A 24,584-nucleotide genomic window follows, 5' to 3' on the forward strand; every position below is an offset into this window, starting at 1 on the left:
TTCCACACTGGTAGTGTCGACGGATAGAGCCGGAATGACCTTGCGTGCGACAGATACATTCCGGCCGGGCCTGGCCCGGCGCGCCGCGCGCGTGGCGGCGCTGGTCCTGCTCGCCGCGAGCCTCGGCGCCTGTTCCAGCCTCAACATCTTCGGCAGCAAGGACGACACGCCGCCGGACGAGCCCGCCGACCGCCTCTATAACGAGGGCCTGTTCCTTCTGAACAACAAGAAGGATCTCAAGAAGGCCGTCACCAAATTCGAGGAAGTCGATCGCCAGCACCCGTATTCGGAGTGGGCCCGCAAGTCGCTGATCATGACGGCCTATGCCCAGTACCAGGCCGGCAATTACGATGAGTGCGTCACGTCGGCCAAGCGTTACATCTCGCTGCATCCGGGCAGCCCGGACGCCGCGTATGCGCAATACCTGATCGCCGCGTCCTATTTCGATGAAATCCCGGACATCACCCGCGACCAGGACCGCACCGAAAAGGCGCTCGCCGCGCTTGACGAGGTGATCCGCAAATATCCGACCAGCGAATATGCCGTCAGCGCCAAGCAGAAGGTCGAGGTTGCCCGCGACCAGCTCGCCGGCAAGGAAATGCAGATCGGCCGCTATTACCTGGAGAAGAAGGACTTCACCGGCGCCATCAACCGCTTCAAGGTGGTGGTGACGCAGTATCAGACCACGCGGCAGGTCGAAGAGGCGCTGATGCGTTTGACCGAGGCCTATATGGCGCTCGGCATCTCCGGCGAGGCCCAGACCGCGGCGGCCGTGCTCGGCCACAACTTCCCGGACAGCCCCTGGTACAAGCACGCCTATGAACGCGTGAAGGGCGCCGGCCTCGAGCCCAGCGAGAACAAGGGGTCCTGGATCAGCCGGGCCTTCAAGAAGGTCGGCCTGGGCTGAACTTTCGTTCCCCTCTTGTACCCATCCGCGGCGTCCTTAAAGATACGTTCGAATCGATAAGGCGTGGATGTCCGGCATGAAGCCGGGCATGACGCCGTACCGGAACGGCTCCTCCGCCATGCTCTCCCGTCTCTCGATCCGCGACATTGTCCTGATCGACCGGCTCGACATCGATTTCGCCGGTCACCTTGCCGTGCTCACCGGCGAGACCGGCGCCGGCAAGTCGATCCTGCTCGACTCCTTCGCGCTGGCGCTCGGCGGCCGCGGCGACCAGTCGCTGGTGCGGCAGGGCGCCGAACAGGGCCAGGTCACGGCGTCGTTCGAAGTGGGCGCCAAGCACCCGGCGCGCGCCGTTCTTGCCGCCAACGATATCGCTGACGAGGACACGTTGATCCTGCGCCGCGTCCAGCTTGCCGATGGCCGTACCCGGGCTTTCGTCAATGATCAGCCGGTCAGCGTGCAGGTCCTCAAGCAGCTCGGTTCGGTGCTGGTCGAGATCCACGGCCAGCATGACGACCGCGCGCTGGTGGATGCCGCCACGCACCGCAGCCTGCTGGATGCTTTCGGCGGCCTCGACGCCGACGCCGCCAGGGTCGCGGCGCTGTGGGACGCCCGGCGCGAGGCGAGCGATGCGCTCGCCGCGCACAAGGCCGATATCGAGCGCGCCCGCCGCGAGAGCGACTGGCTGCGCCATGCCGTTTCCGAACTCGACAAGCTCAGCCCGCAGCCGGGCGAGGAAACGACGCTCGCCGAACGCCGCACGGTGATGATGCAATCGGAGAAGGTGGCGGAGGATCTGCGCGACGCTTTCGACGCCATTGCCGGCTCCAACTCGGCGGTGCCGGCATTGGCCGCCGCGGTGCGCCGGCTCGAGCGCCGCGCGCAGCAGGCGCCAATGCTGGTCGAGCCGTCGGTGAAGTCGTTCGACGTCGCGCTCAATGCGCTGGAAGAAGCCCGCGCGCATCTCGAAGCCGCCTTGCGCGCCGCCGATTTCGATCCGGCCGAACTGGAGCGCAACGAGGAACGGCTGTTTGCGCTGCGCGCCGCCGCGCGCAAATACAATGTGCCGGTGGACGATCTTGCCGCGCTCGCCGCCCGGTACCGCGACGATATCGGCCTGATCGATGCCGGCGAGGCCAGGCTCAAGGCGCTGGAGAAAGCCGCCACCGCCGCCGATGCCGCGTTTCGGGCAGCCGCCGATATTCTGTCGAAGGCGCGCGTGAAGGCCGCCACCAAGCTCGACAAGGCCGTCAACGCCGAACTGCCGCCGCTCAAATTGGAGCGCGCGAAGTTTTCCACGCAGATCGACACCGACGCGAATGCCGCGGGGCCGAACGGCATCGACCGCGTCGAGTTCTGGGTGCAGACCAATCCCGGCACCAAGCCGGGCCCGATGATGAAGATCGCCTCCGGCGGCGAACTGGCGCGCTTTCTGCTAGCGCTCAAGGTGGTGCTGGCCGATCGCGGTTCGGCGCCGACCTTGGTGTTCGATGAAATCGACACCGGCGTTGGCGGCGCGGTGGCGGACGCCATCGGCATGCGGCTGGCGCGGCTGGGCAAGAACGTGCAGGTGCTGGCCGTAACGCATGCGCCGCAGGTGGCGGCGCGCGCCGACCGGCACTACGTCATCTCCAAGGATGCGCTCGACAAGGGCAAGCGCGTGGCGACGCGCGTCACTGAAGTTGCCGCCGATCATCGCCGCGAGGAAATCGCCCGCATGCTGGCGGGCGCGGAGATTACCAACGAGGCGCGCGCCGCGGCGGAACGGTTGATCAAGGCGGCGAGTTAGTCATTCTGGGCACTTGGTCCAAACCCGGTCATTCCGGGACGGCCCGCAGGGCCGGGCCCGGAATCCATACGCCGCAGCTTACTTTGTGATCGACGGATAAAGGTCAAACCAATCCGGGTTTTCTTCTTCAATCAACCGGACCTTCCAATCCCGCCGCCATTTCTTCAGTACCTTTTCGCGAGTGATGGCGTTGACTGGATCGTCGTAGACTTCAAACCAGACAAGGCGCACGACGTTGTGCCGAGATGTGAAACCTTGTCCGACCTTAGACTTGTGTTTGTAAATGCGCCGAACTAGATCGTTCGTCACGCCGAGGTAGAGGGTCCCGTGCTTTTTGCTTGCCGTCAGGTAAACGTAAAACATCGGTCACCGGGGCTATGGATTCCGGGCCCGGCGCTCCGCGCCGTCCCGGAATGACGAGCCAGTATACCATGGCCAAATCCACCAAAGTTCGCACCGACAAGACGCCCGTCGAACTGCTCACCCGCAAGCAGGCCGATGCCGAGCATGCGCGGCTCGGGCAGGAGATCGCCGGCCACGACAAGCGCTATTACCAGCTTGACGCGCCGACGATCAGCGACGCCGAATATGACGAACTGCGCAAGCGCTACAACGCCATCGAGGCGCGCTTTCCCGAGTTGCGCACGCTCGAGTCGCTCTCGCTGAAGGTCGGTGCCGCGCCGGCGCGCGGCTTCGCCAAGGTGCGCCACGCCGTGCCGATGCTGTCGCTCGACAACGCCTTCGCCGAAGAGGACGTCGTCGATTTCGTCGGCCGCATCCGCCGCTTTCTGAAACTGTCCGAAGACGAGCCGATTGCGTTTTCCGCCGAGCCGAAGATCGATGGCCTGTCGATGTCGCTGCGCTACGAGAATGGCGAACTCGTCACCGCCGCGACGCGCGGCGATGGCCAGGAAGGCGAGGACGTCACCGCCAATATCCGCACCATCAAGGATGTGCCGCAAAAGCTCAAAGGCAAAAACCTGCCGGCGGTCGTCGAGGTGCGCGGCGAGGTCTATATGACCAAGGCCGACTTCCTCAAACTCAACGAGCGGCAGAAGGAGCTAAGCGCACCGATTTTTGCCAACCCGCGCAACTCCGCGGCCGGTTCGCTGCGCCAGAAGGATCCGGCGATCACGGCGTCGCGGCCGCTCGGCTTCTTCGCCTATGCCTGGGGCGAGATCAGCGAGATGCCGGAGGAGACGCAATCCGGCATGATCAAGTGGTTCGAGCACTGCGGCTTCACCACCAATCCGCTGACCAGGATGTGCCGTTCGGTGGATGAGCTGATCGCCTTTCATCGCAAGATCGGCGAGCAGCGCGCCAGCCTCGACTACGATATCGATGGCGTCGTCTATAAAGTCGACCGCATCGATTGGCAGGAACGGCTCGGCTTCGTGTCGCGCACGCCGCGCTGGGCCATCGCGCACAAGTTTCCCGCCGAGCAAGCGACGACGACACTCATCGGCATCGACATCCAGGTCGGTCGCACGGGCGCGCTGACGCCGGTTGGCAAGCTGGAGCCGGTCGGCGTCGGCGGCGTGATCGTGCAGAATGTGACGCTGCACAACGAGGACTACATCAAGGGTATCGACAATAACGGTGAGCCGTTGCGCGAGGGCCGTGATATCCGCATCGGCGACACCGTGATCATCCAGCGCGCCGGCGACGTCATTCCGCAGATCGTCGATGTCGTACTCGACAAGCGGCCGAAGAATGCAAAGCCCTATAAGTTTCCCACCGAATGTCCCGTGTGCGGCAGCGAAGCCGTGCGTGAGCACGACGCGGCGACCGGACGGCTCGATTCCGTGCGGCGCTGCACCGGCGGTTTCATCTGCAAGGCGCAGGCCGTCGAGCATCTCAAGCTGTTCGCCTCGCGCCGCGCATTCGACATCGACGGCCTGGGCGAGAAGCAGATCGAGCTGTTCCACGAGAAGGGCTGGCTGAAGGAGCCGGCGGACATCTTCACGCTGGAGCGCCAGCACCGGAAGGAACTGCTGGAGGAAGAGGGCTACGGCGAGACCTCGGTGCGCAATCTGTTCGCGGCCATTGATGCGCGACGCGAGATCGCGCTCGATCGCGTCATCTATGCGCTCGGCATTCGCCATGTCGGTGAGACCACGGCGCTGTCGCTGGCGCGCGGTTATGGTTCGTGGCAGGCGTTCCACGATGCGGCGCTGAAAGTGGCCAAGGGCGATGAAGAGGCTATCGCCGAGATGGATGCGCTGGACCAGATCGGCGACACCGTGATCGAGGCGGTGACCGACTACTTCAAGGAAAAGCGCAACCTTGCCGCGGTCGAGCGGCTGGTGAAGCAGGTCAAGGTGCTCGACGCCGAGAAGCCGAAGACGGACTCGAAGGTCGCCGGCAAGACCGTGGTGTTCACCGGCTCGCTGGAGAAGTTTACCCGCGATGAGGCGAAAGCCACGGCCGAGCGTTTAGGCGCTAAGGTGTCGGGCTCGGTGTCGAAGAAGACGGATTATGTCGTCGCCGGCCCCGGCGCGGGCTCCAAGCTCGCCGAGGCGCAGAAGCACGGCGTCACGGTGCTCAGCGAAGACGAGTGGCTGGCGCTGATTTCGTAATCCTTCCGGCCGGCTGTATCGCCAAGGTCGTCATTCGGGACGCTTCTCTCCGTCATTCCGGGGCGCGGGTGAAACGCGCGAACCCGGAATCCAGATGCCGCAGCACTTATTCGGCCTCATCCTGAGGAGCGCACGAAGTGCGCGTCTCGAAGGATTGAGGCCGCCCCATGGTTCGAGACGGGCCTTCGGCCCTCCTCACCATGAGGGCGGAATTTATTCAAACTAGCGCTTGACTGTATTTAAGCCTAGGTCTATATTCCCTGCATCCCGCCCCTTCTGCGAGGGGTGTCTGATCAGCGTCTCCAGATGCTGGGGCGGGGAGCGGTGGCCGGGTTCGGGGCGTCGGAGATGCGGCGCAAACTCCCCTCCCGGCGGTCCAAGCCGCAAGGTCCCGATGCGCCCGCCGCGCATCACTGGGGCGGGAATGTGCGTCGTAGGGCTCAGAAACTCCGGCCCGCCGGACAAGAACTCGATACCAGGGTTCTTGAAAGGCGGCCCGGAATGGAGAGTCCGAAGAAGCCTGAACCGCGCCGCGAGCGGTGGATAGGCCGTCCTTCGAAGAAGGGCCGCCTGAAAGGTTGGTCCACCGGGGGCTTTGCGGAGCAAACCTATAAACACCGCGTGCGGAACGCCGGAGGTCCGGCAATTCCGTGGCGACGACGTCTGTGCGCACTACCAAACCAACACGCGCACAGAGTCATGGGGTTGTTGGGCCCCGGCGTTCCGCGCGCCCTCGTTATCGAAGGGCGATGGAATGAAGATCTTGGACTGCGGCCTGCCCGGGGCCGACCAAACAATGCGGGCGATGACGCGCGTCCCGGAATGACTCAAAGAGGTCTCGTCGCCTGCTCCAGCCAGCTTTGCGTCGCCGGATCGACCAGCGGCGTCACCGCCTCGCGCACGCGGGCGTGATAATTGTTCAGCCAGTGCAGTTCCTGCGCGGTCAGCAGGCGCGGATCGATCAGCCGCCGGTCGATCGGCGCGAAGCTCAAGGTCTCAAACGCATTGAGCGGCTTCTCGGCCCCGTCGGGCGAGGGCGCGGCAATCACCAACACCAGGTTCTCGATGCGGATGCCATAGGCGCCTGTTTTGTAATAGCCCGGTTCGTTCGACAGGATCATGCCGCGCTTGAGCGGCACATGGCCGAGCTTGGAAATGCGTGCCGGCCCTTCATGCACCGACAGATAGCTGCCGACGCCGTGGCCGGTGCCGTGATCGAAATCGATGCCGGCCTGCCACAAGGCAACGCGCGCCAGGGGATCGAGCTGCGCGCCGGTCGTGCCCATCGGAAACACCGCTTCGGCAATGGCAATATGGCCCTTGAGCACGCGGGTGAAGCGGTCGCGCATGTCATCGGTCGGCACCCCGTTGATGACGGTGCGGGTAATATCGGTGGTGCCGTCTTCGTATTGCGCGCCGGAATCGATCAGAAACATCTCGTCCTTGCCGATGACGCGGTTCGTCGCCGACGTGACGCGGTAATGCACAATGGCGCCGTTCGGCCCGGCGCCCGAAATGGATGGGAACGACACGTCCTTCAGCAAGCCGGTGTCGCGGCGGAAGGATTCCAGCGCCTTGACCGCGTCGATTTCGGTGAGCTTGCCCGAGGGCATTTCATGATCCAGCCAGCACAGGAAGCGCGTCATCGCCGCGCCGTCGCGCAAATGCGCGGCGCGCGTGCCGGCGATCTCGGCGTTGTTCTTCACTGCCTTCATCAAGGTGATCGGATCCGCGGTGCGCGTCGGCTGGCCGCCATGGTCCGAAACGATGCGCGTCAGCGCATCGGCCGCGCTGCCCTGATCGAGCAGGACGGATTGCCCCTTATAGCCCGCGAGGTCGCGCGCCAGATCGTCGGTGGCATGGACATCGGCATGTTCCTCCAGCGCATGGCGGACTTCGTTGGAGAGCTTGCCGGGATCGACATAGAGCCGCGGGCGGCCGTCGCGCGGGATCGCGGCAAAGCCGAGCGCCAGCGGCGTATGCGCCACATCGGAGCCGCGAATGTTGAATGTCCAGTCGACGTTCTGCGGATCCGACACGATCAGCGCGTCGACGCGCAGCTTGGTCAGTTCATCCTTGATGCGTGCGAGTTTGTCGGAGGTGCTCTCGCCGGCGAGCGTCAGAGGCCGCAGAGTCACGGCGGCGCTGGGCGGGGCCGGTCGGTCGGCCCACAAGGCGTCGATCGGATTGTCGTCGAGCGGCACCAGAGCGGCGCCGGCCTTGGCGCAGGCGCGCGCGAAGCGTTCGGCATTGTCGGCGGTGTGCAGCCACGGGTCGTAGCCGATGCGGTCGCCGGCCTTGATGTTCTGCTCCAGCCAAACGGGGGGCGGGTTGTCGACCAAATGTTCGATGGTGAACACCGCAGTGTCGGTCTGCGACTGGACCTGCAGCGTATAGCGGCCATCGACGAACAGCGCGGCCTTGTCGGCCAGCACGATGGCCGCGCCGGCCGAGCCGGTAAAGCCGGTCAGCCAGGCCAGGCGCTCCTCGCTCGCCGGCAGGTATTCGTTCTGCTGGCGGTCGGCGCGCGGCATCAGCAGGCCGGTGAGGCCGCGGCGCTTGAGATCGGCACGGAGAGCGGCGACTCGCCCGGCGCAGAGCGCGCCCTCGCTGGCGTCGTCGAAAGTCTGAAAGCGGGCTTCGAACATGGCGGCACTTTAGTCGGACAGAGCGCGCGATGGCGATGAAACTTTCGCGCAGAGTGACCACCCTTTCAGCAAGCTTCGTGCGCCGTTGACCATCTCACGCACACAATTGTGCGATGCACATATTTTGGTGAGCAATTGCTCGAAAATACGCCGATTAACAAAGGCTTAATTGCTGATTTCACAGGTCTTCCATGCAATGTCGGGGGTTTTCGCATCTGCGAAATGGTCTATGTTGCATCGCAATACCGGGATCGAATCGGTTTGATGGAGAGACAGATGGTTGCCCTCACTTACGGAAATGCCCCGACCGCCGCGAAGACCGTGGCCACGACCGACACCCAGGCCCCGGCCAAGAGCTTCTTCCGCCGCTTTCTTGAGGCGATGATGGAAGCCCGCATGAAGCAGGCAGAGCGCGAGATCCGCCTTTACACGCGGCTGGAATACCCGGCCACGAAGGCCCAGTAAGCCCGCCGTCGTTTGGCGTTGCGTGCGTTCAATTGGAAGCCGCTCCGGTCCCCGCCCGGAGCGGTTTTCTTATGTGCAGTACTGGTGAATGGTCCTGGTGATCAGCGGCCGCGCTTGAGGGTGAGGGTGGTCCAGCCTTCCAGATGCTCGGCGCGCTCGAGGCGCAGGCCCTGCGCGCCGTAGATCGAGCGCGCGGCAGGAGCGTGGCTCGTCAGCAGCCCCGACAGCACGACGCGGCCACCCGGCGCGACCAGCCGCGCGATCGGCACCGCCAGCCGCGTCAGCGGGCCGAGCAGGATATTGGCGAAGATCAGGTCGTAGGGCGCACTCTTTTGAATGTCCGGCGCCCGGGTCCCGGGGGCATGGACCGGCGTGATCAGCGGCCCGACCCGGTTGAGCCGGGCATTGGCGCGCGTGGCCGCCACCGCGACGCGGTCGATGTCGGTCGCCACCGCCCGCGTATGAAAGATCTTGGCCGCCGCGATCGCCAGCACGCCGGTGCCGGTGCCGATATCCAGCACATGAAAGCGCCGCTTGCGCTTGGCCAAAGCCGCCAGCGCCAGTAGACAGCCGCGCGTCGTGCCGTGATGGCCGGTGCCGAAGGCCAGCGCCGCCTCGATCTCGATATTGAAATCGTTGTCCTTGAGACGTCCGCGGTCATGCGCGCCGTGGACGACGAAACGCCCGGCGCGCACCGGCGTCAGGCCGGCGAGGCTCTCCGCCACCCAGTCGCGCGCCGCCACGGTGTCGATGGTCAGTGCGGCCGCCGCCGCATCGCCGGCGACGCCCGCCACCAAGGCGCGCAGCGCAGCCGGGTCCGGCGGTTCGGCGAAATGCAGCGCCACATGCCAGGAGCCGTCATCGGCCTCGAACGAGCCGCAGGCGACGTCCTCCGCCTCCAGCATCTCGTCGAGCACATCGGCGATGCGCCGCGCCGTGGTCTTGTCGGCGCAGGTCAGGCGGGCAACGGTGGTGGAATCGCTCATGTCGCCGACAATTGCGCGGCGGCCTGAACTTGGCAACGGCCTCTCCCGGCCCCATCCTGAGGAGCGGCCGCAGGCCGCGTCGCGAAGGACGAGGCCGCCCCATCCTTCGAGACGCACGCCTTGGCGTGCGCCTCAGGATGAGGCGGGTTTCTACCGCTCGCCGTAATAATAGCGCGGCGGCGGCGCATATTCGTAGCGCGGCCGGTCGTAATAATAGATCTGCCCGGTGCGCGTATCGCGATAGCCGATCACGGCGCGGCGCTCCTGACCGTATTCCCGCCGCGGCGCATAATCCCGCGGGGCATAAGAAGGCGGCGCATAATAGCCGCGCGGAATGTCGGCCGGCGGCGTCAGCCGCGGTTCGATCGAGGCGGTGACATCGTCGCTGGAGAAACTCTGCTCGAAGTCGGCGGCGCGTGAGGGCGCGTTGCGCCGCGCGACAGCCGGTGCGGTGACGCCGGGCGCTTCGCCGGTGAGCACGACGCGCGTCTTGCCCATGGTCTCCTGCTTGACGAGATCGAACAGCAGCGCCGCGTTCTTCGGCTCGAGCCGCACGCAGCCATGCGAGGCCGGGCGGCCGATGCTCTTGTGCGTCGAGCCGTGAATGGCGTGGCCTTTCATGGTGAAGAAGATGGAGTGCGGCATCGGCGCGTCGTCCCACTCGCGGGAGAAATGGTCCTTCTCCATGCGGAACGGCTTGAAGGTGCCGGACGGCGTATCGTAGCCGGCGGCGCCCGTGGACACCGGCCAGACGAACAGCTCCTCGCCGTCCTTCTCGACCGTCATGCGCTGGCTGGTCTTGTCCACCGTGATCAGAAGATCGGCGCGGGCCGGGGCGGCGGTGAAGGCGGACAAGATGACGGACATGGCGCAGCCCGCGATGAGCGCGGCAAGCCATGATGCAGGACGGATACGCATTGACTGTAAAACTCCAGGCCCCGTGAACGAGGCGGCACGACGAGAAACCAGGATGGAAGCGCAGCGCGGCGGCATTGTGGCGCGATTGCGCGCGCTGTTGGCTCACTAACGCGTGAGCGGACATTTCGCCGCGCCGCTGCGGCACATTTGTCGTATCGGCGCGCGGGCAATGTGCCATGCCGCCGGCGGAACCGCAGCGCGGCTCATGGATTGGTCCGCTTGAACGCGAGCCGAACCCGCCCGATGTCCCTGCCGTCCGTTCCAACCCGCACCGATGCCGCCGTCGCCTGCGGCTGCGGCGGCATTGCCCGCATCACCGCCGTGGCGCCGATCCCGTCGCGGCCGGATCGCATGCGGCATGTCTACCGCTGTGCCGAATGTGGACAGGACCTCGTCTTCGAGGTGATGAAGAAGGGCGTGGAGGGAAACGGGTGAGGGGCTGCGTCTTGCGACGCGCGCTCTGTAACAGGCCGTCATTCCGGGGCGCGAGCGAAGCTCGCGAACCCGGAATCCAGAGCCCGGTACTGGCGATCGTCGGCGCGCGAACCTTGCTCCACCCTCATCCTGAGGAGCATCTTTTGTTAGCGCGCTCACGCGCTGACGAAAGATGCGTCTCGAAGGAGAGGGCGGCCCCGTCGCCATCCTTCGAGGCTCGCCGCTGGCGCGGCTCGCACCTCAGGATGAGGCCGGAGTTTAGTTGCCCAGCACCATCACCCAGTAGCGCCGTCCGTCATCGGCGCGCGCAGACGCGATGCCGTAAGCCGTGATGCCTTTGAGCAGCATGTTGCTGCGATGGCCCGCCGAGCGTGACCATTGCTGGATGGCGCAGGGCTGGTCGTCGCAGCCGTAAGACACATTCTCCGCCGCCGTGCCGTTGACCAGCGCGCCGATGCGCTGACGGAAACCGTCGTGATCGAGCCGGCCGCGCCGCGCCAGATCGCGCGCGTGCTCATAGGCCGCGCCGGCGAGCGTTGTGGAATAGGACAACGGCGGCAGTTTGTGCTGTGCGCGGAAGGCGTTGAGGTCGAGGGCTAGCGCGGGGGAGGTGAGTAACAAGAGGATCGTGATTGAGCGCAATGGCATCGCAACACGCTCCTCAACTGAGTGGTGGTGACGACACCTTAGCACCTCAATCGGGACGGACGGAAAGTGCTGACATAGGCAGTGCGAGAGATGCATCTTGTGGTGGAGATTTACATAATCACCCTTCGTTATGACCGTAAAAGGCGCTATGGTCTGAAAAAAATGACGTGTTTTATTAACTTTCGAGAATTTTCATCATGAAGTATAGCGACAAACCGATTTACAAACCGTCACAGGATATTTTGGGTCGGTCGAATTTTTCTTTAGAGCTCGCGCGCGCAATAGATCAACTCTCCATCGCAAAGGACGGGTTTGTTATCGCAATTCTCGCTAGCTGGGGTGAGGGGAAATCAAGCGTTATCGAATTAATAATTCGCTCTCTTCAAAACATCGAAATGGAACGGGCCCAGTCAGATAGCGAACGAGATCGGCTTTCTGTTCACGAGATTGAGCAGATGTCCGAAATATACGAGCGCGTCGCCCCGCAAGTGCAGGCGATGGAGGCGTCGAATCTGAATCTAAATTATTGGCAGCGAGATGCAAGAATCGCCGATTTTCGCCGATGGCTTAAATCAGATGCGGACGCATTAGCGGCTCAACAGTACTGGCAGCTTAAGTTCTCAGTCGAACAAAATCAACGAACTGTAGTCCTTCGCTTCTCGCCGTGGCTTATTTCAGTGAAAGCTGAAATGGCAGTGGCATTGCTTAGCGAGATGGCGCGGGTGCTTGGCGAGAGGCTCGGTGATGACGTCCGTAGGGCATTTGCGGCGGTGCTTCAGAGATTATCCGAACTAGCGCCAGTGGCGGGCGGCGCTCTAGAGTTGGCGACTGCTGGTGTCGGACTGGGAAAGGTCTTTTCAGCGGGGGGCAATTGGTCTGGAGCCGTGGCAAGAGAGTTGTCTACAGGGCCGTCTCTGTATGAGCTGCGAGAGAAGCTTCGGACTATTCTCGCAGCTCTTGATGGCCGACGTGTATTGGTCGTCGTTGATGACCTTGATCGGCTAACGCCTCAAGAGGCGTTGGAGATGGTTTCATTGATTAAGAGCCTTGGTGATCTTCCGAATGTTATTTATTTGCTTGCGTATGACGAGATTAAATTGGCTGCTCTCATTCACGAGGCTATCCACATTGACGGCGCCGATTTTCTCGGCAAAATCGTGCAATATCCTGTGCATTTACCGTCGCTCTCACAACAGGATCTTGCGCGCCTGTTAGATGCTGATCTCACAGCTATTTTGGGCAACTTGTCGTCTGATGACCAGTCTCGCCTAGCTGGGACTTGGCAACAATTGTTTAGGCACTACCTGCGAACGCCGCGAGACATTCGCAGATATGTCAATGTTATTGCAGTCTCGCTGTCATCTCTCGCTGAGCACCTGAATATAGTCGATCTGCTTATGATTGAGTTGCTTAGGATTTATGAGCCGGAGGTTTATCGTTGGGTTCGGCAAAACATTGATGATTTGGTAGAATAAAATGGAAGAGAGAAAGCGCGAGCGGCTTGAACGACTGCAGGTCATTATCGGGCGAGCTTCTAACCCTGTAGGTGCAAGAAACGTTATTGCGTTTCTATTTCCCAAAGCTGAGGAGGTTCTGAAAACCTATGTTTCATTTCATACGACGAGTGATCGTTCGCGTCGAAAGGAGCGGCGAATATCAGACAAGGCGTACACGCAAAGTTACTTTGGGTTAGATCCGCAGCGGGTTATGTGGTCCAAGAAAGAAGTTGATAGAATAGTTGAGGCCGATAATCCCGAGGAAATATTGTTAGATGTGACGAAGAAAATTGAGGCGATGCCGGTATATGATCGGCCTCGTCTACGTGAAGTTCTTCTTGATGCAATCTCGGTGTCATTTGATGTGGCGCGGCCACTAAAAGCGACTTGGTTGTTGGGTTTTGCCAACGTAAGTCCGTATTTTATAAAGAATAGGGATGAGAGTTCGGATTTTTTTGGGGTAGACAATTTCCAAAGGTTGAGATGGATATTGAAGGGCGGCGGGGACACCTTGGATGAGAGGGGCCGCTCTGACTGTTTTAAGTTTGCGGTGTCAAGAGCAGATGATCTTTCTCTTCTTTGCGATTTTGTTAGAACATATACGACGGATCGTCATCCGGGCGCGAGGGGGGATGAATCGCAGCAGACTAGAGAATATTTTGGAGAAGGCGGGGATGAGCTTCGAGAAGAGTTGTTGCATTGTGTTCAAGTGCTAGCCGGAACTGGGCAATTATGGCGGCAGGCGGACCCCTCGCGCCTGATTTGGTTTTGGTGGAGTTGTGGTCGTGAGAGTGAAGTGAAAGAGTTTACGGCTAGGGGAATGCAAGATATCGACAGCCTTAGGGTACTCTTAGAAATCCCATTGTCTTTGGTTAGGTCAAGTGCTGGAAACTATCGGCACGTCGGCAAGTTTTGGTCCTCGGTTGTCGATCTTGACGCTCTCAAAATTAAAGCCCTGCGCCTATCTGAAAATGGGGACGCGTCTGAAGCCGATAGGAGGCGTGTCGCCGAGTTCATCGAAGCATTAAAGCGAGGAAAAGAGGAGTAAACGTGCCGATTTTTCTCCTTCGGGTCGCGCGATACGAATCTTCCGCCGCCTTCGATCCTGATCGCGTTAATTGTCCGCCCAGTTTAGCTAGCACATGTGCCGTTCCCCGCCGCGGAACACAATTCTGAACAATAAAACCGCTTCACTTCGCGCAGGGCTTGCGTCAGTCTTCCCGCGTGCGCTCATCAAGAAGCGCCGAGGGAGTGACACATGAAAAGCCAGACATCGAAGGCCGGCACGGCAGTGGCTGCGCTCGCCGCCGTGATGCTGAGCGCAGGAGTGGCCATGGCGGATGCAGCCCCGAAGGAACTGATCGGTTCGTGGAAGCTGACCAAGTGGGTGCTGCAGGTGGTCGGCTCCACCGAGACCAAGCCGCCTTATGGCGACAACCCGAAGGGCCGGCTCATCGTCACGCCGCAGGGCGATTTCATGGTCATCATCTCCGGCGCGAACCGCAAGCCGGCGACGACCAATGAGGAGAAGGCGGCGCTGCTCGACAGCGTGCTCGCTTACGCCGGCAAGTCCACCTTCGAGGGCAACACCATCACCACCGCCGTGGACATGTCGGCCAACGAGGTGTTCTCCGGCGAGCGGGCCAAACAGGTGCGCTTCTACGAAGTGAAGGGCGACAATCTCGTCATCAGGACGCCGGAGATTTCATCCGCCGTGCTGCCGGGCAAGAAGACCGTCGGCATTCTGGAGTGGGTGAGGGAGTAGCTCGGCGCGCCCCCTCTCCCCAACGGGGAGAGGGTTGGGGAGAGGGGGCTTTCTCTGCGATACGGAAAAGCCCATGCCCCTCTCCCCACCGGGCTGCACCCGGTCGACCTCTCCCCGCAGGGGAGAGGTGAAGCGGAGTTTGTTGCGCCGCTTTGCCCCAAGCGAGCGCTAAACCCTCTCCACGAAACTATCCACCACGCGCTTTTCGCCGGCCTTGTCGAAGCGGATGGTCAGCTTGTTGCCGTCCACGGCGGTGACATTGCCGTTGCCGAATTTGAGATGAAACACGCGGTCGCCGGTCTTGAAGGCGGAGGCCGGGCCGGACGATTTGGCGATCAGTTCGCCTTCGATGGTCAGCGGCACGCGGGGCTTCACCCCCTCCCGGCGGCCTGCGGCCGCCGACCTTCCCCCTCCAGGGGGAGGTGAAGAAGAGCGCGGCGGCGCGACGTCATCGCCGTAATCCTCATCCTGATTGAACACGCCGTCCGGCACATAGCGCGGCTGGCCGTTCTCCGAGAAGCCGCCCGCGCCGCGCCGGCCTTGCGCGCGCTGCCAGCCGGGCGTCGTGTATTTCGAGCCGAAGGCGCCGGCCTCGTCGAAGCGCGACGGGCCATAGCCGCTCATGCCGAAGCCGCCGGTGCCGCCGGCCGCTTCCTTCACCTCGACATGCTGCGCCGGCAGCTCGTCGAGAAAGCGCGACGGGATGTTGCTCTGCCACATCCCGTGGACGCGGCGGTTGGTGGCGAAATAGATCCTGGCGCGCTTGCGCGCGCGCGTGAGGCCGACATGGGCGAGGCGGCGTTCTTCCTCCAGCCCGGCCTTGCCCTGTTCGTCCAGCGAGCGCTGATGCGGAAACAGGCCTTCCTCCCAGCCGGGCAGGAACACGGTGTCGAACTCGAGGCCCTTGGCCGAGTGCAAGGTCATGATGCTGACCTTCTGCTCGCTGTCGCCTTCGGCCGTGTCCATCACCAGCGAGATGTGCTCGAGGAAGCCGGCGAGGTTCTCGAACTCCTCCATCGAGCGCACCAGTTCCTTGAGGTTCTCAAGGCGGCCGGCGGCGTCGGCCGAGCGGTCCTTCTGCCACATCTCGGTGTAGCCACTCTCGTCGAGCACGATCTCGGCCAGCTCGGTGTGCGGCAGCGTGTCCTTCTGCTTGCGCCAGCGCGCGAAGCTTTCCATCAGGCCGCGCAGCGCATTGCGCGGTTTCGGCTTCATCTCGTCGGTGGACGACATGATGGCGGCGGCTTCGGTCAGCGGAATACGCTGCTTGCGGGCGTAGTCGTGCAGCATCTGCAGCGCGGCGTCGCCGAGGCCGCGCTTGGGCGTGTTGACGATGCGCTCGAAGGCGAGATCGTCGGCCGGCTGGGCGATGACGCGCAGATAAGCCAGCGCATCGCGGATTTCGGCGCGCTCGTAAAACCGCGGACCGCCGATGACGCGATAGGGCAGGCCGAGCTGGATGAAGCGTTCTTCGAACTCGCGCATCTGGAACGAGGCGCGCACCAGAATGGCGATCTCGTCGAGCGGATGGTCGGCGCCCTCGTCGCGGGCGGCGCGCTGCATCTGCTCGATCTCTTCGCCAATGGCGCGGGCTTCTTCCTCGCTGTCCCACGCGCCGGTGACCTCGACCTTCTCGCCGTCGACATCCTCGGTATGCAAGGTCTTGCCGAGACGGCCTTCGTTATGCGCGATGAGGGTAGAGGCGGCGGCGAGGATGTGGCCGGTCGAGCGGTAGTTGCGCTCGAGGCGGATCACCTTGGCGCCGGGGAAATCGTGATCGAAGCGCAGGATGTTGTCGACCTCGGCGCCGCGCCAGCCATAGATCGACTGGTCGTCGTCGCCGACGCAGCAGATGTTTTTTCTGTCCGTCATTCCCGGGGCCGCCACCGAAGGCGACGAACCGGAATCCAGCGCTTCAGGCTCGCCCCATGTGTCTTCGAGGCTGACGCCCTGGGCCTCTTCCTTCGAGACGGCGCTGCGCGCCTCCTCAGGATGAGGATCAAAAGCGTCATTCGCCGCACCCTTACCCTCATCCTGAGGAGCATCGCCATAGGGTCCGCGCTCCGCGCGGCCCGTCGAAGAATTTGGCGATGCGTCTCGAAGGACGAGGCCACCGGATGGCGCGGCGGTCGTCGGCATCTGCGCCAAGAGCCGGAGCCACAAATACTGCGCGACGTTCGTGTCCTGGTATTCATCCACCAGAATGAAGCGGAAGCGGCTCTGATACTGCTTGAGCACATCCGGGTGTTCCTTGAACAGGCGGATGCATTCGAGCAGCAGATCGCCGAAGTCGGCGGCGTTGAGCGTCTTCAAGCGCTCCTGATAGGCGGCGTAGAGCTTCTTGCCCTTGCCGTTGGCGAAGCTGGCCGCTTCGCCGCCGGGCACCTGCTCGGGCGTGAGGCCGCGGTTCTTCCAGCCGTCGACGATCTGCGCGAAGACGCGCGCCGGCCAGCGCTTCTCGTCCAGCTTCTCGGCTTCGATGAGCTGCTTGATGAGGCGGATCTGGTCGTCGACGCCGAGAATGGTGAAATCGCTTTTCAGCCCGATCATCTCGGCGTGGCGGCGCAGGATCTTGACGCCGATGGCGTGGAAGGTGCCGAGCCACGGCATGCCCTCGACGATCTCGCCGACCATGTGGCCGACGCGTTCCTTCATCTCGCGCGCCGCCTTGTTGGTGAAGGTGACGGCGAGAATCTGGCTCGGATGGGCGCGGCCAAGGTTCAGGATGTGCGCAATGCGCGTGGTGAGCACCCGGGTCTTCCCCGTCCCGGCGCCGGCCAGCACCAGCACGGGACCGTCCAGCGTTTCGACGGCTTCCCTTTGCTCGGGGTTCAAGGCGGCAAGATAGGGCGCCTCGCGTTTGGCCTGTGCGCGCGCGGCAATGCCGCCGGCGGCGGGGCGCGCCGGGGCGGGCGCGGGTTCGAAGCGTTTGGGGTCGGCCATCAGAAATTCGATTCCTTCAAGGCCAAGATGGCACTCGCAGGGCGCAATTTCGAGGCCCGGCGGCCGAATTTGTCGGCCGTTTCAGGCTGCAAATCAGCGGTTTAGTCGATCTTGTGGATTACTCGCCGGTTATTTCGCCGCCGGCATCGCGATCCGGCGGCCGACCGCGGCCGGAACCGGCAGAACGGCGTGCGCATCCTTGACGCGCTGGAGCGCCGCCATGACCGCCGGCGGGAACGAAGCGACCTTCTTGGCCGTCATGTCGACATGCACCGTCATGGTTTCGCAGGTTGCCGACACCCAGCCTTCTTCGGCATGCAGCATTTCCTGGTAGACGTGGAAGCGTTTGGTGTCGAAGCCGATGAGCTGAGCGGTGATGCGCAGCGGTGTCTCGAGATGCACCTCGCGCAGGTAGCGGACGTGGCTCTCGACCACCATGGTCGAGTGCTTTGTCTCCCTGAGGTAGTCCGGCCCGAGCCCGATCGGCAAATACAGCTCGTCGATCGCCCGGTCGAACAGCACCTGGTAGTAGGCGACGTTCAGGTGGCCATTATAGTCGATCCAGGCGGGCTCGATGGCCATCACCGAGGACAAAAAGGGTGCCGCTATTGAGTTGGGCATCGGGGCTCCTGCAACGCGAAACGATCCCTATCTATAATAGGGCACGCAATTCATCTACCGGGGCATCATGGCCAAGATACCGATCATCGGCGACATTCCGGGTTTGAGAGACTTGCCGGACTGGCTCAGCGGTACGCCGAATCTCACCGAACTGGCCAAGGGCTCGACCGTCTGGCTCGCCGTGACGGGCCTGTCCCGCGCCGGCAAGACGGTGTTCATCACCTCGCTGGTCCACAATCTGCTCAGCGCGCTGCATAACCCGAACCGCATGCCGCTGCTCAGAGCAGTAGGCGAGGGGCGGCTGATTGCCGCGCAGCTCGAAGCCGCGCGCGCTCACACGCTGCCGCGCTTTCCCTATGCCGCCAATATCGAGGCGATGGCCGGCACGCCCTCGGTATGGCCGGAGCCGACTGCGGATATTTCGGAGATCGGAGTCGATATCCGATTTGCGCCGACCGGCCTCGTCGGCCAGCTCCTCAGTCCCCTTGGCGGCAAGGCCGCGACCTTGAAGCTGCGCATCGTCGATTATCCGGGCGAGTGGCTGCTCGATCTGCCGCTGCTGTCGCAGAGCTATGCCGACTGGTCGCGCCAGACGCTGGCACTGTGGAAGCGCGGCCTGCGTGCGGAGCTGGCACGCGATTTCTTTGCGTTTGTTGGCGAGCACCCGGCGTCCGAGCCGTCCAGCGAAAGCGTGGCCAAGGAAGCGCACGATCTTTACCGCGTGCTGCTCGTCACCGCGCGCGACAAGCATGGCCTCAGCTATCTGCAGCCCGGCCGCTTCATCCGCCCGGGCGCGCTTGCGGATGCGCCTTATCTGTGGTTCGCGCCGCTTGAAGTGGCCGATGGCGTCGATCGCTTCACCGCCGGCTCGCTGGGCGGCCTGATGCAGGAGCGCTTCGAAGTCTACAAGCGCGAGGTCGTCGAGAAGTTTTACGACAATTATTTCCGTAATTATGCCCGGCAGATTGTGCTGGTGGATGTGCTGGGCGCGCTGCTCGCCGGCCGTGAGGCCTTTGAGGACACGCGACTGGCCACCGAAGCCATTCTGCAGAGCTTCCGCTACGGCCAGCACAATATCCTGACCCGCATTCTCGGTTCGTCGCGCGTCGAGAAGGTGTTGTTCGCCGCCACCAAGGCCGATCATATTCCCGACCGCCAGCGCGAGCACATGAGCGCGTTGCTGCGCAACATGGCGGCGCTGCCGGTGCTCTCCGCGCGCGGCCGCGATGCCGATATCGATGTGATGTCGCTCGCCTCCGTAGCCTCGACTGTCGAAGCCACCCAGCACATCGACGGCCGCGACATCGAGGTCGTCGTCGGCCGCAAGATCGGCTCGGCCAAACAGGCGAAATTCTTAAGCGGCGAGGTGCCGATGCGGCCGCCGCGGCCGGACGAATGGGGCGCGCCGTTTCTCGACATTCCGGTTTTCGAACCGCCGCTGATCGATCCGGCGCCGGTCGACGGCATACCGCACATCAATCTCGATCTCGCGCTCGATTATCTGATCGGAGACCGGCTGCAATGAGCGATCCGCGCCAACAGCAAGGCAGGCCCTTCGTCATCGAGGAAGACGTGCTCGACGCGCGCATGGCGGCGCGGCCGGATTCGCCGATGGTGTTTGCCACCGAAGAAACCGAACGCGTCGTGCCGCGCGAGCGCGCCGTCGTCGCGCCGGCCGCTCCGCAACCGCGCCGCGGCAGCGGCTGGCGCCGCATCGGCCTGTGGGGCATCGGCATCGCCATTGCCGGCTGGCTCGGCATCGACGCCTATCAGTGGATTGCCAATGCCTTCGCTTCCAGCGCCACGCTGGGCTGGCTGGCGAGCGGGGCTGTGGCTGCCGGCGTCGGCGGCGCGCTGATCATCATCGGCCGCGAGGTGCGAAGTTTCGTCAAGCTGACCAGCGTCGAGGCCATCCACGACAAGCTCGCCGCCAGGACATTGCGGCCGGCTGAGATGCGCCATGCAGTTCGCGAGGTGCTCGGCGTCGTGCCGAAGGACCGCGAGACGCAAAGTGCGATCGAAACCTATCAGCGCCAGTTGCAGCAGCATCACACGCCGGCGCAACAGATCGACATGCTGTCGCGCACGGTGATGGCGCCGCTCGACCGCCGCGCCGAAGCCATTGTCCGCCGCACGACGGCGCAGGCGCTCGGCATCACCGCGGTGTCGCCGACGGCCTTCACCGATGTGGTGTTCTTCGTCGCCATGGCGGTGCGCATGGTGCGCGCCGTTGCCGCGGTCTATGGCCACCGGCCGACCGCGGCCGCGACCGTTCATCTTCTGCGTCGTCTCGTGGTGGAGGCCGGTCGGCTCGGTATCGTGGACCTTGCCGGAATGGGGCTGGCCCAGCATCTCGGCGGCGCGATTGCCGAGCGGCTCGCGACCAGCACGGCCGAGTCGCTCTATGCCGGCCAGCGCATGGCGCGCATCGGTCTCATCACCATGAGCATGTGCCGGCCGGTGCCGTTCGAGCCGAGCGAAATGCCGGGCATGTTCTCGTCGCTGATCGGTAATCTGTTCAACCGCAAGGCGGCGGAGAATCCCTGACCTTGTCCCTTAAGCGCTGGCGGTAATGACCGAGCGAGGATGATCGGCGAGAAGCACGCCCACCAGGGAGTTGTGGACTTCAAGATGTCCATTGTAATCAATGAAGCCCAATTTGCGGAACTTGTTCATGAAGTAGCTCACGCGTGAGCGGGTGGTCCCGATCATTTCCGCGAGAGTCTCCTGACTGATCTTCGCGACAATGGGTTCGGCCTTGCCGTCCTTGCCGAAATTGGCCAGCAGCAACAACAGCCGCGCTAATCGCTTTTCAGTCGAATTGAACAGTTGATCGACCAAATTCTCTTCGATCCGGGCGTTGCGGGTCAGGATATGCGAGACAAACATCTGCGAGAAAGTGGGCTCATCGCGCAGGACCCGTTGCAGCTCTTTCTTCGACACCCGCATCAACTCGCATTCCGTCATTGCCGAGGCTGTCGCCAGACGCTTTTCCTGTCCGATCAAACATCCTTCTCCGACGAACTCGTCTCGCCCCAGAAGGGCGACGATGGCTTCCTTGCCTTGCTTGGATATGACGGAGACTTTGATTTTGCCCTTCTTGATGTAGAAGACGGCATCGGCATCGGCGCCTTGGGCGAAAACAATTTCTTTCTTCGAATATTTGCAGATGTCGCGGCCAAGGCCTGCGGTGTTCAGAAACGACAAGGGATTGAACGGCGCATTTTTGCCGGATTTGCGGGCGCTGCGCTTGGCAGGCAGTCGGGATTTGGGCTCGCGCGGCATGGTCGCTCCGTTCAAACGAAGGTCATTCGCGACCGGCAGCGGCGTGGCACTGTGCCCTAAGTGTCGTGATTGTATTATTACTGATATAGGACTGAGTTCATTGGAATGCCATAGAGCAGCGCGAATTGATCGCTCTGGCGCGGCCTTCGTCCCTTTGCGCGCGATTGCCCCGAAAAACCGGAAAAGTGGTCTGTTTGGATCAGCTATTGGTTGATCCAGGGCCTAACCTGTCAGCATCACCGGACAGTTCAGTTGACGGTGACTGAGAGACAACACCGCGCTCCCGCCGGTCATTCAGGGAGGTGAACATGGACTATGCTCATACCGACGACGGATGCTTCGACGACAGCGCGCTCCTTGTGATGGGGGTGGCGTTCGATGACGCCTGCCGCTCGCTGCGCCATCTGTCGCGAAACTATCAGACGCGCGAGCTGCTTGCGCTGCGCATCGTTGGAGCGGCCATTCGGGGCGAGCGCGATCCCATTCGCCTCTGTTCGCAAGCGACGTCCGGGCTTCATGTCGCCAACGGCGCGGAACTGATGTCAGCGTAGGCCTCTTTGCCCCCAGCCCCGCCTGCGCTGCGGTTGCGCCCTTTGCGTGACCAGCAGGGCCCGGCCAGTACCCCTGGCCGGGCCCTGAACAATGCCGGGCATTTTCTCCCGAGCGCCAAGAAGACGGCCGAATAATGACCAGGTGAGCCGAGTTCCACGGCTCATGACCCGGGTATTCACCCGGTCGGCGGCGCGCTAATATGACCGACGCATGTTCGACGCCCGGATTTTGTTCGCCAGAGGGAAGGCTGTCCTGGAGATTGCGGGACCGACAATCGGTTCGGTCCCGGTTCTGCTCACGCGTGGTTTGGCGCGGGCGGCTGTTCCCTTGTCCTGGGCGTGTCTCGGCTTCGCCACCGTGGGAGCGATTGCTGCGACGGCGTCTTATCTCCCCCTGCACGCCGGCCGGTCGGCGGTTACCCAGCCTTCGATGCGTTCCGCAGTTCCGGCTGCGCAGGCGCATGCCTCGGATTTTGACCGACGGTGGCACGAGGAGTGGACACAGCTCGTCGGTCGTCTGGGAGCGCCGGTGCAAGAAAGGCGGGATGACAGCTGGCTCTGGTCCGCGACGCCATCACCTTTCGCGACACGCTTCACACGCAACGATGCCAGCGGCCTGACTGTCGCAACGCCTTTGCCGCTGCCGCGGCCCGATAGCACGGCGCGGCCCGCTGTTGTCGCCGCCGCTCCGCCGGTGAACGAACCGCGCGTCGCGTCGCTGCCGCCGCAACCGGAGCCGTCCGAGCCCGGTATTCTGGACAAACTGTTCGGCGATCCGGACCGTGCCGCAAAGGCCGTGCTGGCGGCTCATCCCAACAAAGCCCTGTACGATATCGCCAAGCGCGCCGTCTATCTGCCGGATGGCACCAAGCTGGAAGCGCATTCGGGCTTCGGCGCTTGGATGGACGATCCTGAATCGGTGCATCTCAAGAATGTCGGCGTGACACCACCCAACGTCTATGCCGTCACCTTCCGGGAGAAACCGTTTCATGGCGTTCGTGCGTTGCGCATGAAGCCCGTCGGCGAAGGCAAGATGTACGGCCGGGACGGCATTCTGGCGCATTCGTACTTGCTGGGCGAGGCGGGCGCCTCGAATGGCTGCATCTCCATTCGGGAGTACGACAAGTTCCTGAAGGCCTATGAGGACGGACAGTTCAACCAGATCATCGTCCTGCGTAGCATCGACGAGCCGGTGCCGCGCCTGCTCGCCAGCGCGCAATAGCCCGACAAGGAGCAGGAGCGTTCAGGTGGCCCCCGCTGGGATGGTGGCCTAAAGTTAGTTCATCTGCTGTGCTGAATTGAGAAAAAAATACCAATCAATAATTTAGCTCAGGATAGCAGTTACGACCTGACTAACCATCCTGGCGTTTCAGGATTGTTCGCAGCCGTAAACTAATTCACCCCCCAAAAAAACCTAAACCTTTGTCCGCTTTTTGATTTTCGTTTCGTCGACATTAACTCGACCCTCGTTCGAGACGCCTGACGATGTCCGAGCGTGCAAGTTGTAGAGGCGCGAACGGCCGCACCGTTGACGATGTTCATCAGCGTGGGCGGTCGTAGACCACTTATCGCAGTCGGGATGTGCGGACAGAATCCAGGAAGCCAAGCACGGCGTCATTGAACGCCTGTGGCTGCTCCCAGTAGGCGGAGTGACCGGCACCTCTCACCAGCGCGACCCGAGCGCCAGGAATAACATCGGCAAGTCGCTTCATTACCGGAGGGGGGGCATACATGTCGGCGTCGGAGGCGAGGACCAGCACCGGCAAATCGAGCATTGCGAGCGACGCAAGATCGAGCGCGCTCGCGAAAGCCTGCTTGACCGGCGTTGCCACGGCCTCACCCGTCATGGCAAGCCAAAGCGCCAGACCTTCGGGATTTTCGGCACGATAGGCAGGGCCGATCTCACGGAATTCCCGTGGAAGGTTCTCGAAGGCATGGGGCCTGAGGGGCGCGGTCGCGGCCATGTATGATGCGTCCTGAACCGCTACCAGACTGGTCGCCAATGTCAGCGAGCTCAACCTTTCAGGGAACGTGATCGCGAAATCGGCGGCGGCGAAACCGCCTGCCGCACTGCCGATCAGGTGCACCCGCTCAAGCCCTAGATAATCGAGCAACGCCCGCAGGTCGCCGGCCGCGGTACCCGGATCGTTTTGCGGTCCGGCCTCGGACCGGTAATGGCCTCGGCGCGAGTAGCCGATGACGCGATAGCCCGCGGCGGCGAGAGCAGGCTGCTGGTAGAGCCACATCGCACCGCTGCCGACAACGGGGTGCATAAGGACCACCGCTTCGCCGCCTCCGCCCGTATCCCAATGCCAAAGACGAACCGGGCCGAGGTCGGCCATGCCTTCACGCGCCGGCGCCTGGCGCGGCACCGCAACGACAGGGACGGAGAACATGGTCGCAGAGCAATTTGAGCCTGCGTCGATCCGGTCCGGCACGTTCATTTCTCCTGCTCTTCGTCCGCCGCGCTCATGACTCGCGAGATTCTTTACCAACGCGTTTGACATTTTGAACCGGTTCATTACACATATCAAGCGCTGTGCCAAGC

The 24,584-nt window shown here is 62.9% G+C and carries 21 protein-coding genes; 12 read left to right on the forward strand and 9 right to left on the reverse strand.

All coding sequences use genetic code 11. The features are described from left to right. The first annotated feature begins 34 nt into the window (after positions 1 to 34). Positions 35 to 907, forward strand: a complete 873-nt coding sequence (locus DXH78_RS10655; RefSeq protein ID WP_115517005.1) for an outer membrane protein assembly factor BamD — start codon at positions 35 to 37, stop codon at positions 905 to 907. 118 nt (positions 908 to 1,025) lie between these two features. Beyond that, a complete protein-coding gene (recN, locus tag DXH78_RS10660; RefSeq protein ID WP_115517853.1) occupies positions 1,026 to 2,696 on the forward strand; it encodes a DNA repair protein RecN in 1,671 nt (556 codons plus the stop codon). Positions 2,697 to 2,774: 78 nt separating this feature from the next. On the opposite strand, the gene DXH78_RS10665 is transcribed toward recN, so the two are convergent. After that, complete coding sequence (locus DXH78_RS10665) at positions 2,775 to 3,059, reverse strand: GIY-YIG nuclease family protein (RefSeq protein WP_115517006.1); 285 nt, start codon at positions 3,057 to 3,059, stop codon at positions 2,775 to 2,777. Positions 3,060 to 3,127: 68 nt separating this feature from the next. Here DXH78_RS10665 and ligA point away from each other — a divergent pair, with 68 nt between their 5' ends. Then, positions 3,128 to 5,275 carry an NAD-dependent DNA ligase LigA gene (gene ligA / locus DXH78_RS10670; RefSeq protein ID WP_115517854.1) on the forward strand — a complete coding sequence of 716 codons (2,148 nt, stop codon included), beginning with the start codon at positions 3,128 to 3,130 and terminating at the stop codon, positions 5,273 to 5,275. A gap of 827 nt (positions 5,276 to 6,102) precedes the next feature. On the opposite strand, the gene DXH78_RS10675 is transcribed toward ligA, so the two are convergent. After that, positions 6,103 to 7,923, reverse strand: a complete 1,821-nt coding sequence (locus DXH78_RS10675) for an aminopeptidase P family protein (protein WP_115517007.1) — start codon at positions 7,921 to 7,923, stop codon at positions 6,103 to 6,105. A 135-nt stretch (positions 7,924 to 8,058) separates the two neighbouring features. Between DXH78_RS10675 and DXH78_RS19870 the strand changes: the two genes are divergently transcribed. Further along, positions 8,059 to 8,388 (forward strand): hypothetical protein, encoded by a 330-nt coding sequence (locus DXH78_RS19870; protein ID WP_168192771.1) that lies wholly within the window; start codon positions 8,059 to 8,061, stop codon positions 8,386 to 8,388. Positions 8,389 to 8,489: 101 nt separating this feature from the next. Here DXH78_RS19870 and DXH78_RS10685 read toward each other — a convergent pair whose 3' ends face one another. Next, positions 8,490 to 9,374 carry a 50S ribosomal protein L11 methyltransferase gene (locus DXH78_RS10685; RefSeq protein ID WP_115517009.1) on the reverse strand — a complete coding sequence of 295 codons (885 nt, stop codon included), beginning with the start codon at positions 9,372 to 9,374 and terminating at the stop codon, positions 8,490 to 8,492. A 150-nt stretch (positions 9,375 to 9,524) separates the two neighbouring features. After that, positions 9,525 to 10,292, reverse strand: coding sequence for a L,D-transpeptidase (locus tag DXH78_RS10690; RefSeq protein WP_115517010.1), 768 nt, complete (start codon positions 10,290 to 10,292; stop codon positions 9,525 to 9,527). A gap of 243 nt (positions 10,293 to 10,535) precedes the next feature. On the opposite strand from DXH78_RS10690, the gene DXH78_RS10695 reads away from it, so the two are divergent. Further along, positions 10,536 to 10,727 (forward strand): hypothetical protein, encoded by a 192-nt coding sequence (locus tag DXH78_RS10695; RefSeq protein WP_115517011.1) that lies wholly within the window; start codon positions 10,536 to 10,538, stop codon positions 10,725 to 10,727. Positions 10,728 to 10,985: 258 nt separating this feature from the next. Here DXH78_RS10695 and DXH78_RS10700 read toward each other — a convergent pair whose 3' ends face one another. Next, the gene (locus tag DXH78_RS10700) at positions 10,986 to 11,375 is read right to left on the reverse strand and encodes a CAP domain-containing protein (protein ID WP_168192772.1); all 390 of its coding nucleotides are present in this window, start codon (positions 11,373 to 11,375) and stop codon (positions 10,986 to 10,988) included. A gap of 197 nt (positions 11,376 to 11,572) precedes the next feature. Here DXH78_RS10700 and DXH78_RS10705 point away from each other — a divergent pair, with 197 nt between their 5' ends. The 3 genes from DXH78_RS10705 to DXH78_RS10720 all read left to right on the forward strand — a co-directional run bounded on the left by DXH78_RS10705 (position 11,573) and on the right by DXH78_RS10720 (position 14,636). Beyond that, positions 11,573 to 12,850 (forward strand): KAP family P-loop NTPase fold protein, encoded by a 1,278-nt coding sequence (locus DXH78_RS10705; protein WP_115517013.1) that lies wholly within the window; start codon positions 11,573 to 11,575, stop codon positions 12,848 to 12,850. A gap of 1 nt (position 12,851) precedes the next feature. Then, complete coding sequence (locus DXH78_RS19635) at positions 12,852 to 13,919, forward strand: hypothetical protein (RefSeq protein ID WP_147292613.1); 1,068 nt, start codon at positions 12,852 to 12,854, stop codon at positions 13,917 to 13,919. Positions 13,920 to 14,129: 210 nt separating this feature from the next. After that, positions 14,130 to 14,636: a lipocalin-like domain-containing protein gene (locus DXH78_RS10720; RefSeq protein WP_115517016.1), complete on the forward strand. Its 507-nt coding sequence runs from the start codon at positions 14,130 to 14,132 to the stop codon at positions 14,634 to 14,636. A 168-nt stretch (positions 14,637 to 14,804) separates the two neighbouring features. On the opposite strand, the gene DXH78_RS10725 is transcribed toward DXH78_RS10720, so the two are convergent. Together DXH78_RS10725 and DXH78_RS10730 are read right to left on the reverse strand one after the other, a co-directional pair. Next, positions 14,805 to 17,579 (reverse strand): ATP-dependent helicase, encoded by a 2,775-nt coding sequence (locus DXH78_RS10725; protein WP_115517017.1) that lies wholly within the window; start codon positions 17,577 to 17,579, stop codon positions 14,805 to 14,807. Between the two features lie 129 nt (positions 17,580 to 17,708). Further along, positions 17,709 to 18,200 carry a thioesterase family protein gene (locus tag DXH78_RS10730; protein WP_115517018.1) on the reverse strand — a complete coding sequence of 164 codons (492 nt, stop codon included), beginning with the start codon at positions 18,198 to 18,200 and terminating at the stop codon, positions 17,709 to 17,711. Between the two features lie 67 nt (positions 18,201 to 18,267). On the opposite strand from DXH78_RS10730, the gene DXH78_RS10735 reads away from it, so the two are divergent. Together DXH78_RS10735 and DXH78_RS10740 are read left to right on the forward strand one after the other, a co-directional pair. Continuing rightward, on the forward strand, positions 18,268 to 19,725 hold the full coding sequence (locus tag DXH78_RS10735) for a YcjX family GTP-binding protein (protein ID WP_115517019.1): 1,458 nt from the start codon (positions 18,268 to 18,270) through the stop codon (positions 19,723 to 19,725). Then, positions 19,722 to 20,747, forward strand: coding sequence for a TIGR01620 family protein (locus DXH78_RS10740; protein WP_115517020.1), 1,026 nt, complete (start codon positions 19,722 to 19,724; stop codon positions 20,745 to 20,747). Before DXH78_RS10735 ends, DXH78_RS10740 begins: the two co-directional genes overlap by 4 nt. A gap of 9 nt (positions 20,748 to 20,756) precedes the next feature. On the opposite strand, the gene DXH78_RS10745 is transcribed toward DXH78_RS10740, so the two are convergent. Next, positions 20,757 to 21,485, reverse strand: coding sequence for a Crp/Fnr family transcriptional regulator (locus tag DXH78_RS10745; protein WP_115517021.1), 729 nt, complete (start codon positions 21,483 to 21,485; stop codon positions 20,757 to 20,759). Between the two features lie 308 nt (positions 21,486 to 21,793). Between DXH78_RS10745 and DXH78_RS10750 the strand changes: the two genes are divergently transcribed. Further along, the gene (locus tag DXH78_RS10750; protein ID WP_115517022.1) at positions 21,794 to 22,036 is read left to right on the forward strand and encodes a hypothetical protein; all 243 of its coding nucleotides are present in this window, start codon (positions 21,794 to 21,796) and stop codon (positions 22,034 to 22,036) included. 529 nt (positions 22,037 to 22,565) lie between these two features. After that, positions 22,566 to 23,258 (forward strand): DUF2778 domain-containing protein, encoded by a 693-nt coding sequence (locus DXH78_RS10755; RefSeq protein ID WP_168192773.1) that lies wholly within the window; start codon positions 22,566 to 22,568, stop codon positions 23,256 to 23,258. A gap of 343 nt (positions 23,259 to 23,601) precedes the next feature. Here DXH78_RS10755 and DXH78_RS10760 read toward each other — a convergent pair whose 3' ends face one another. Next, on the reverse strand, positions 23,602 to 24,558 hold the full coding sequence (locus DXH78_RS10760) for an alpha/beta fold hydrolase (protein ID WP_115517024.1): 957 nt from the start codon (positions 24,556 to 24,558) through the stop codon (positions 23,602 to 23,604). Positions 24,559 to 24,584: the final 26 nt, after the last annotated feature.

Source organism: Undibacter mobilis, assembly GCF_003367195.1.
Lineage (GTDB): Bacteria > Pseudomonadota > Alphaproteobacteria > Rhizobiales > Xanthobacteraceae > Pseudolabrys > Pseudolabrys mobilis.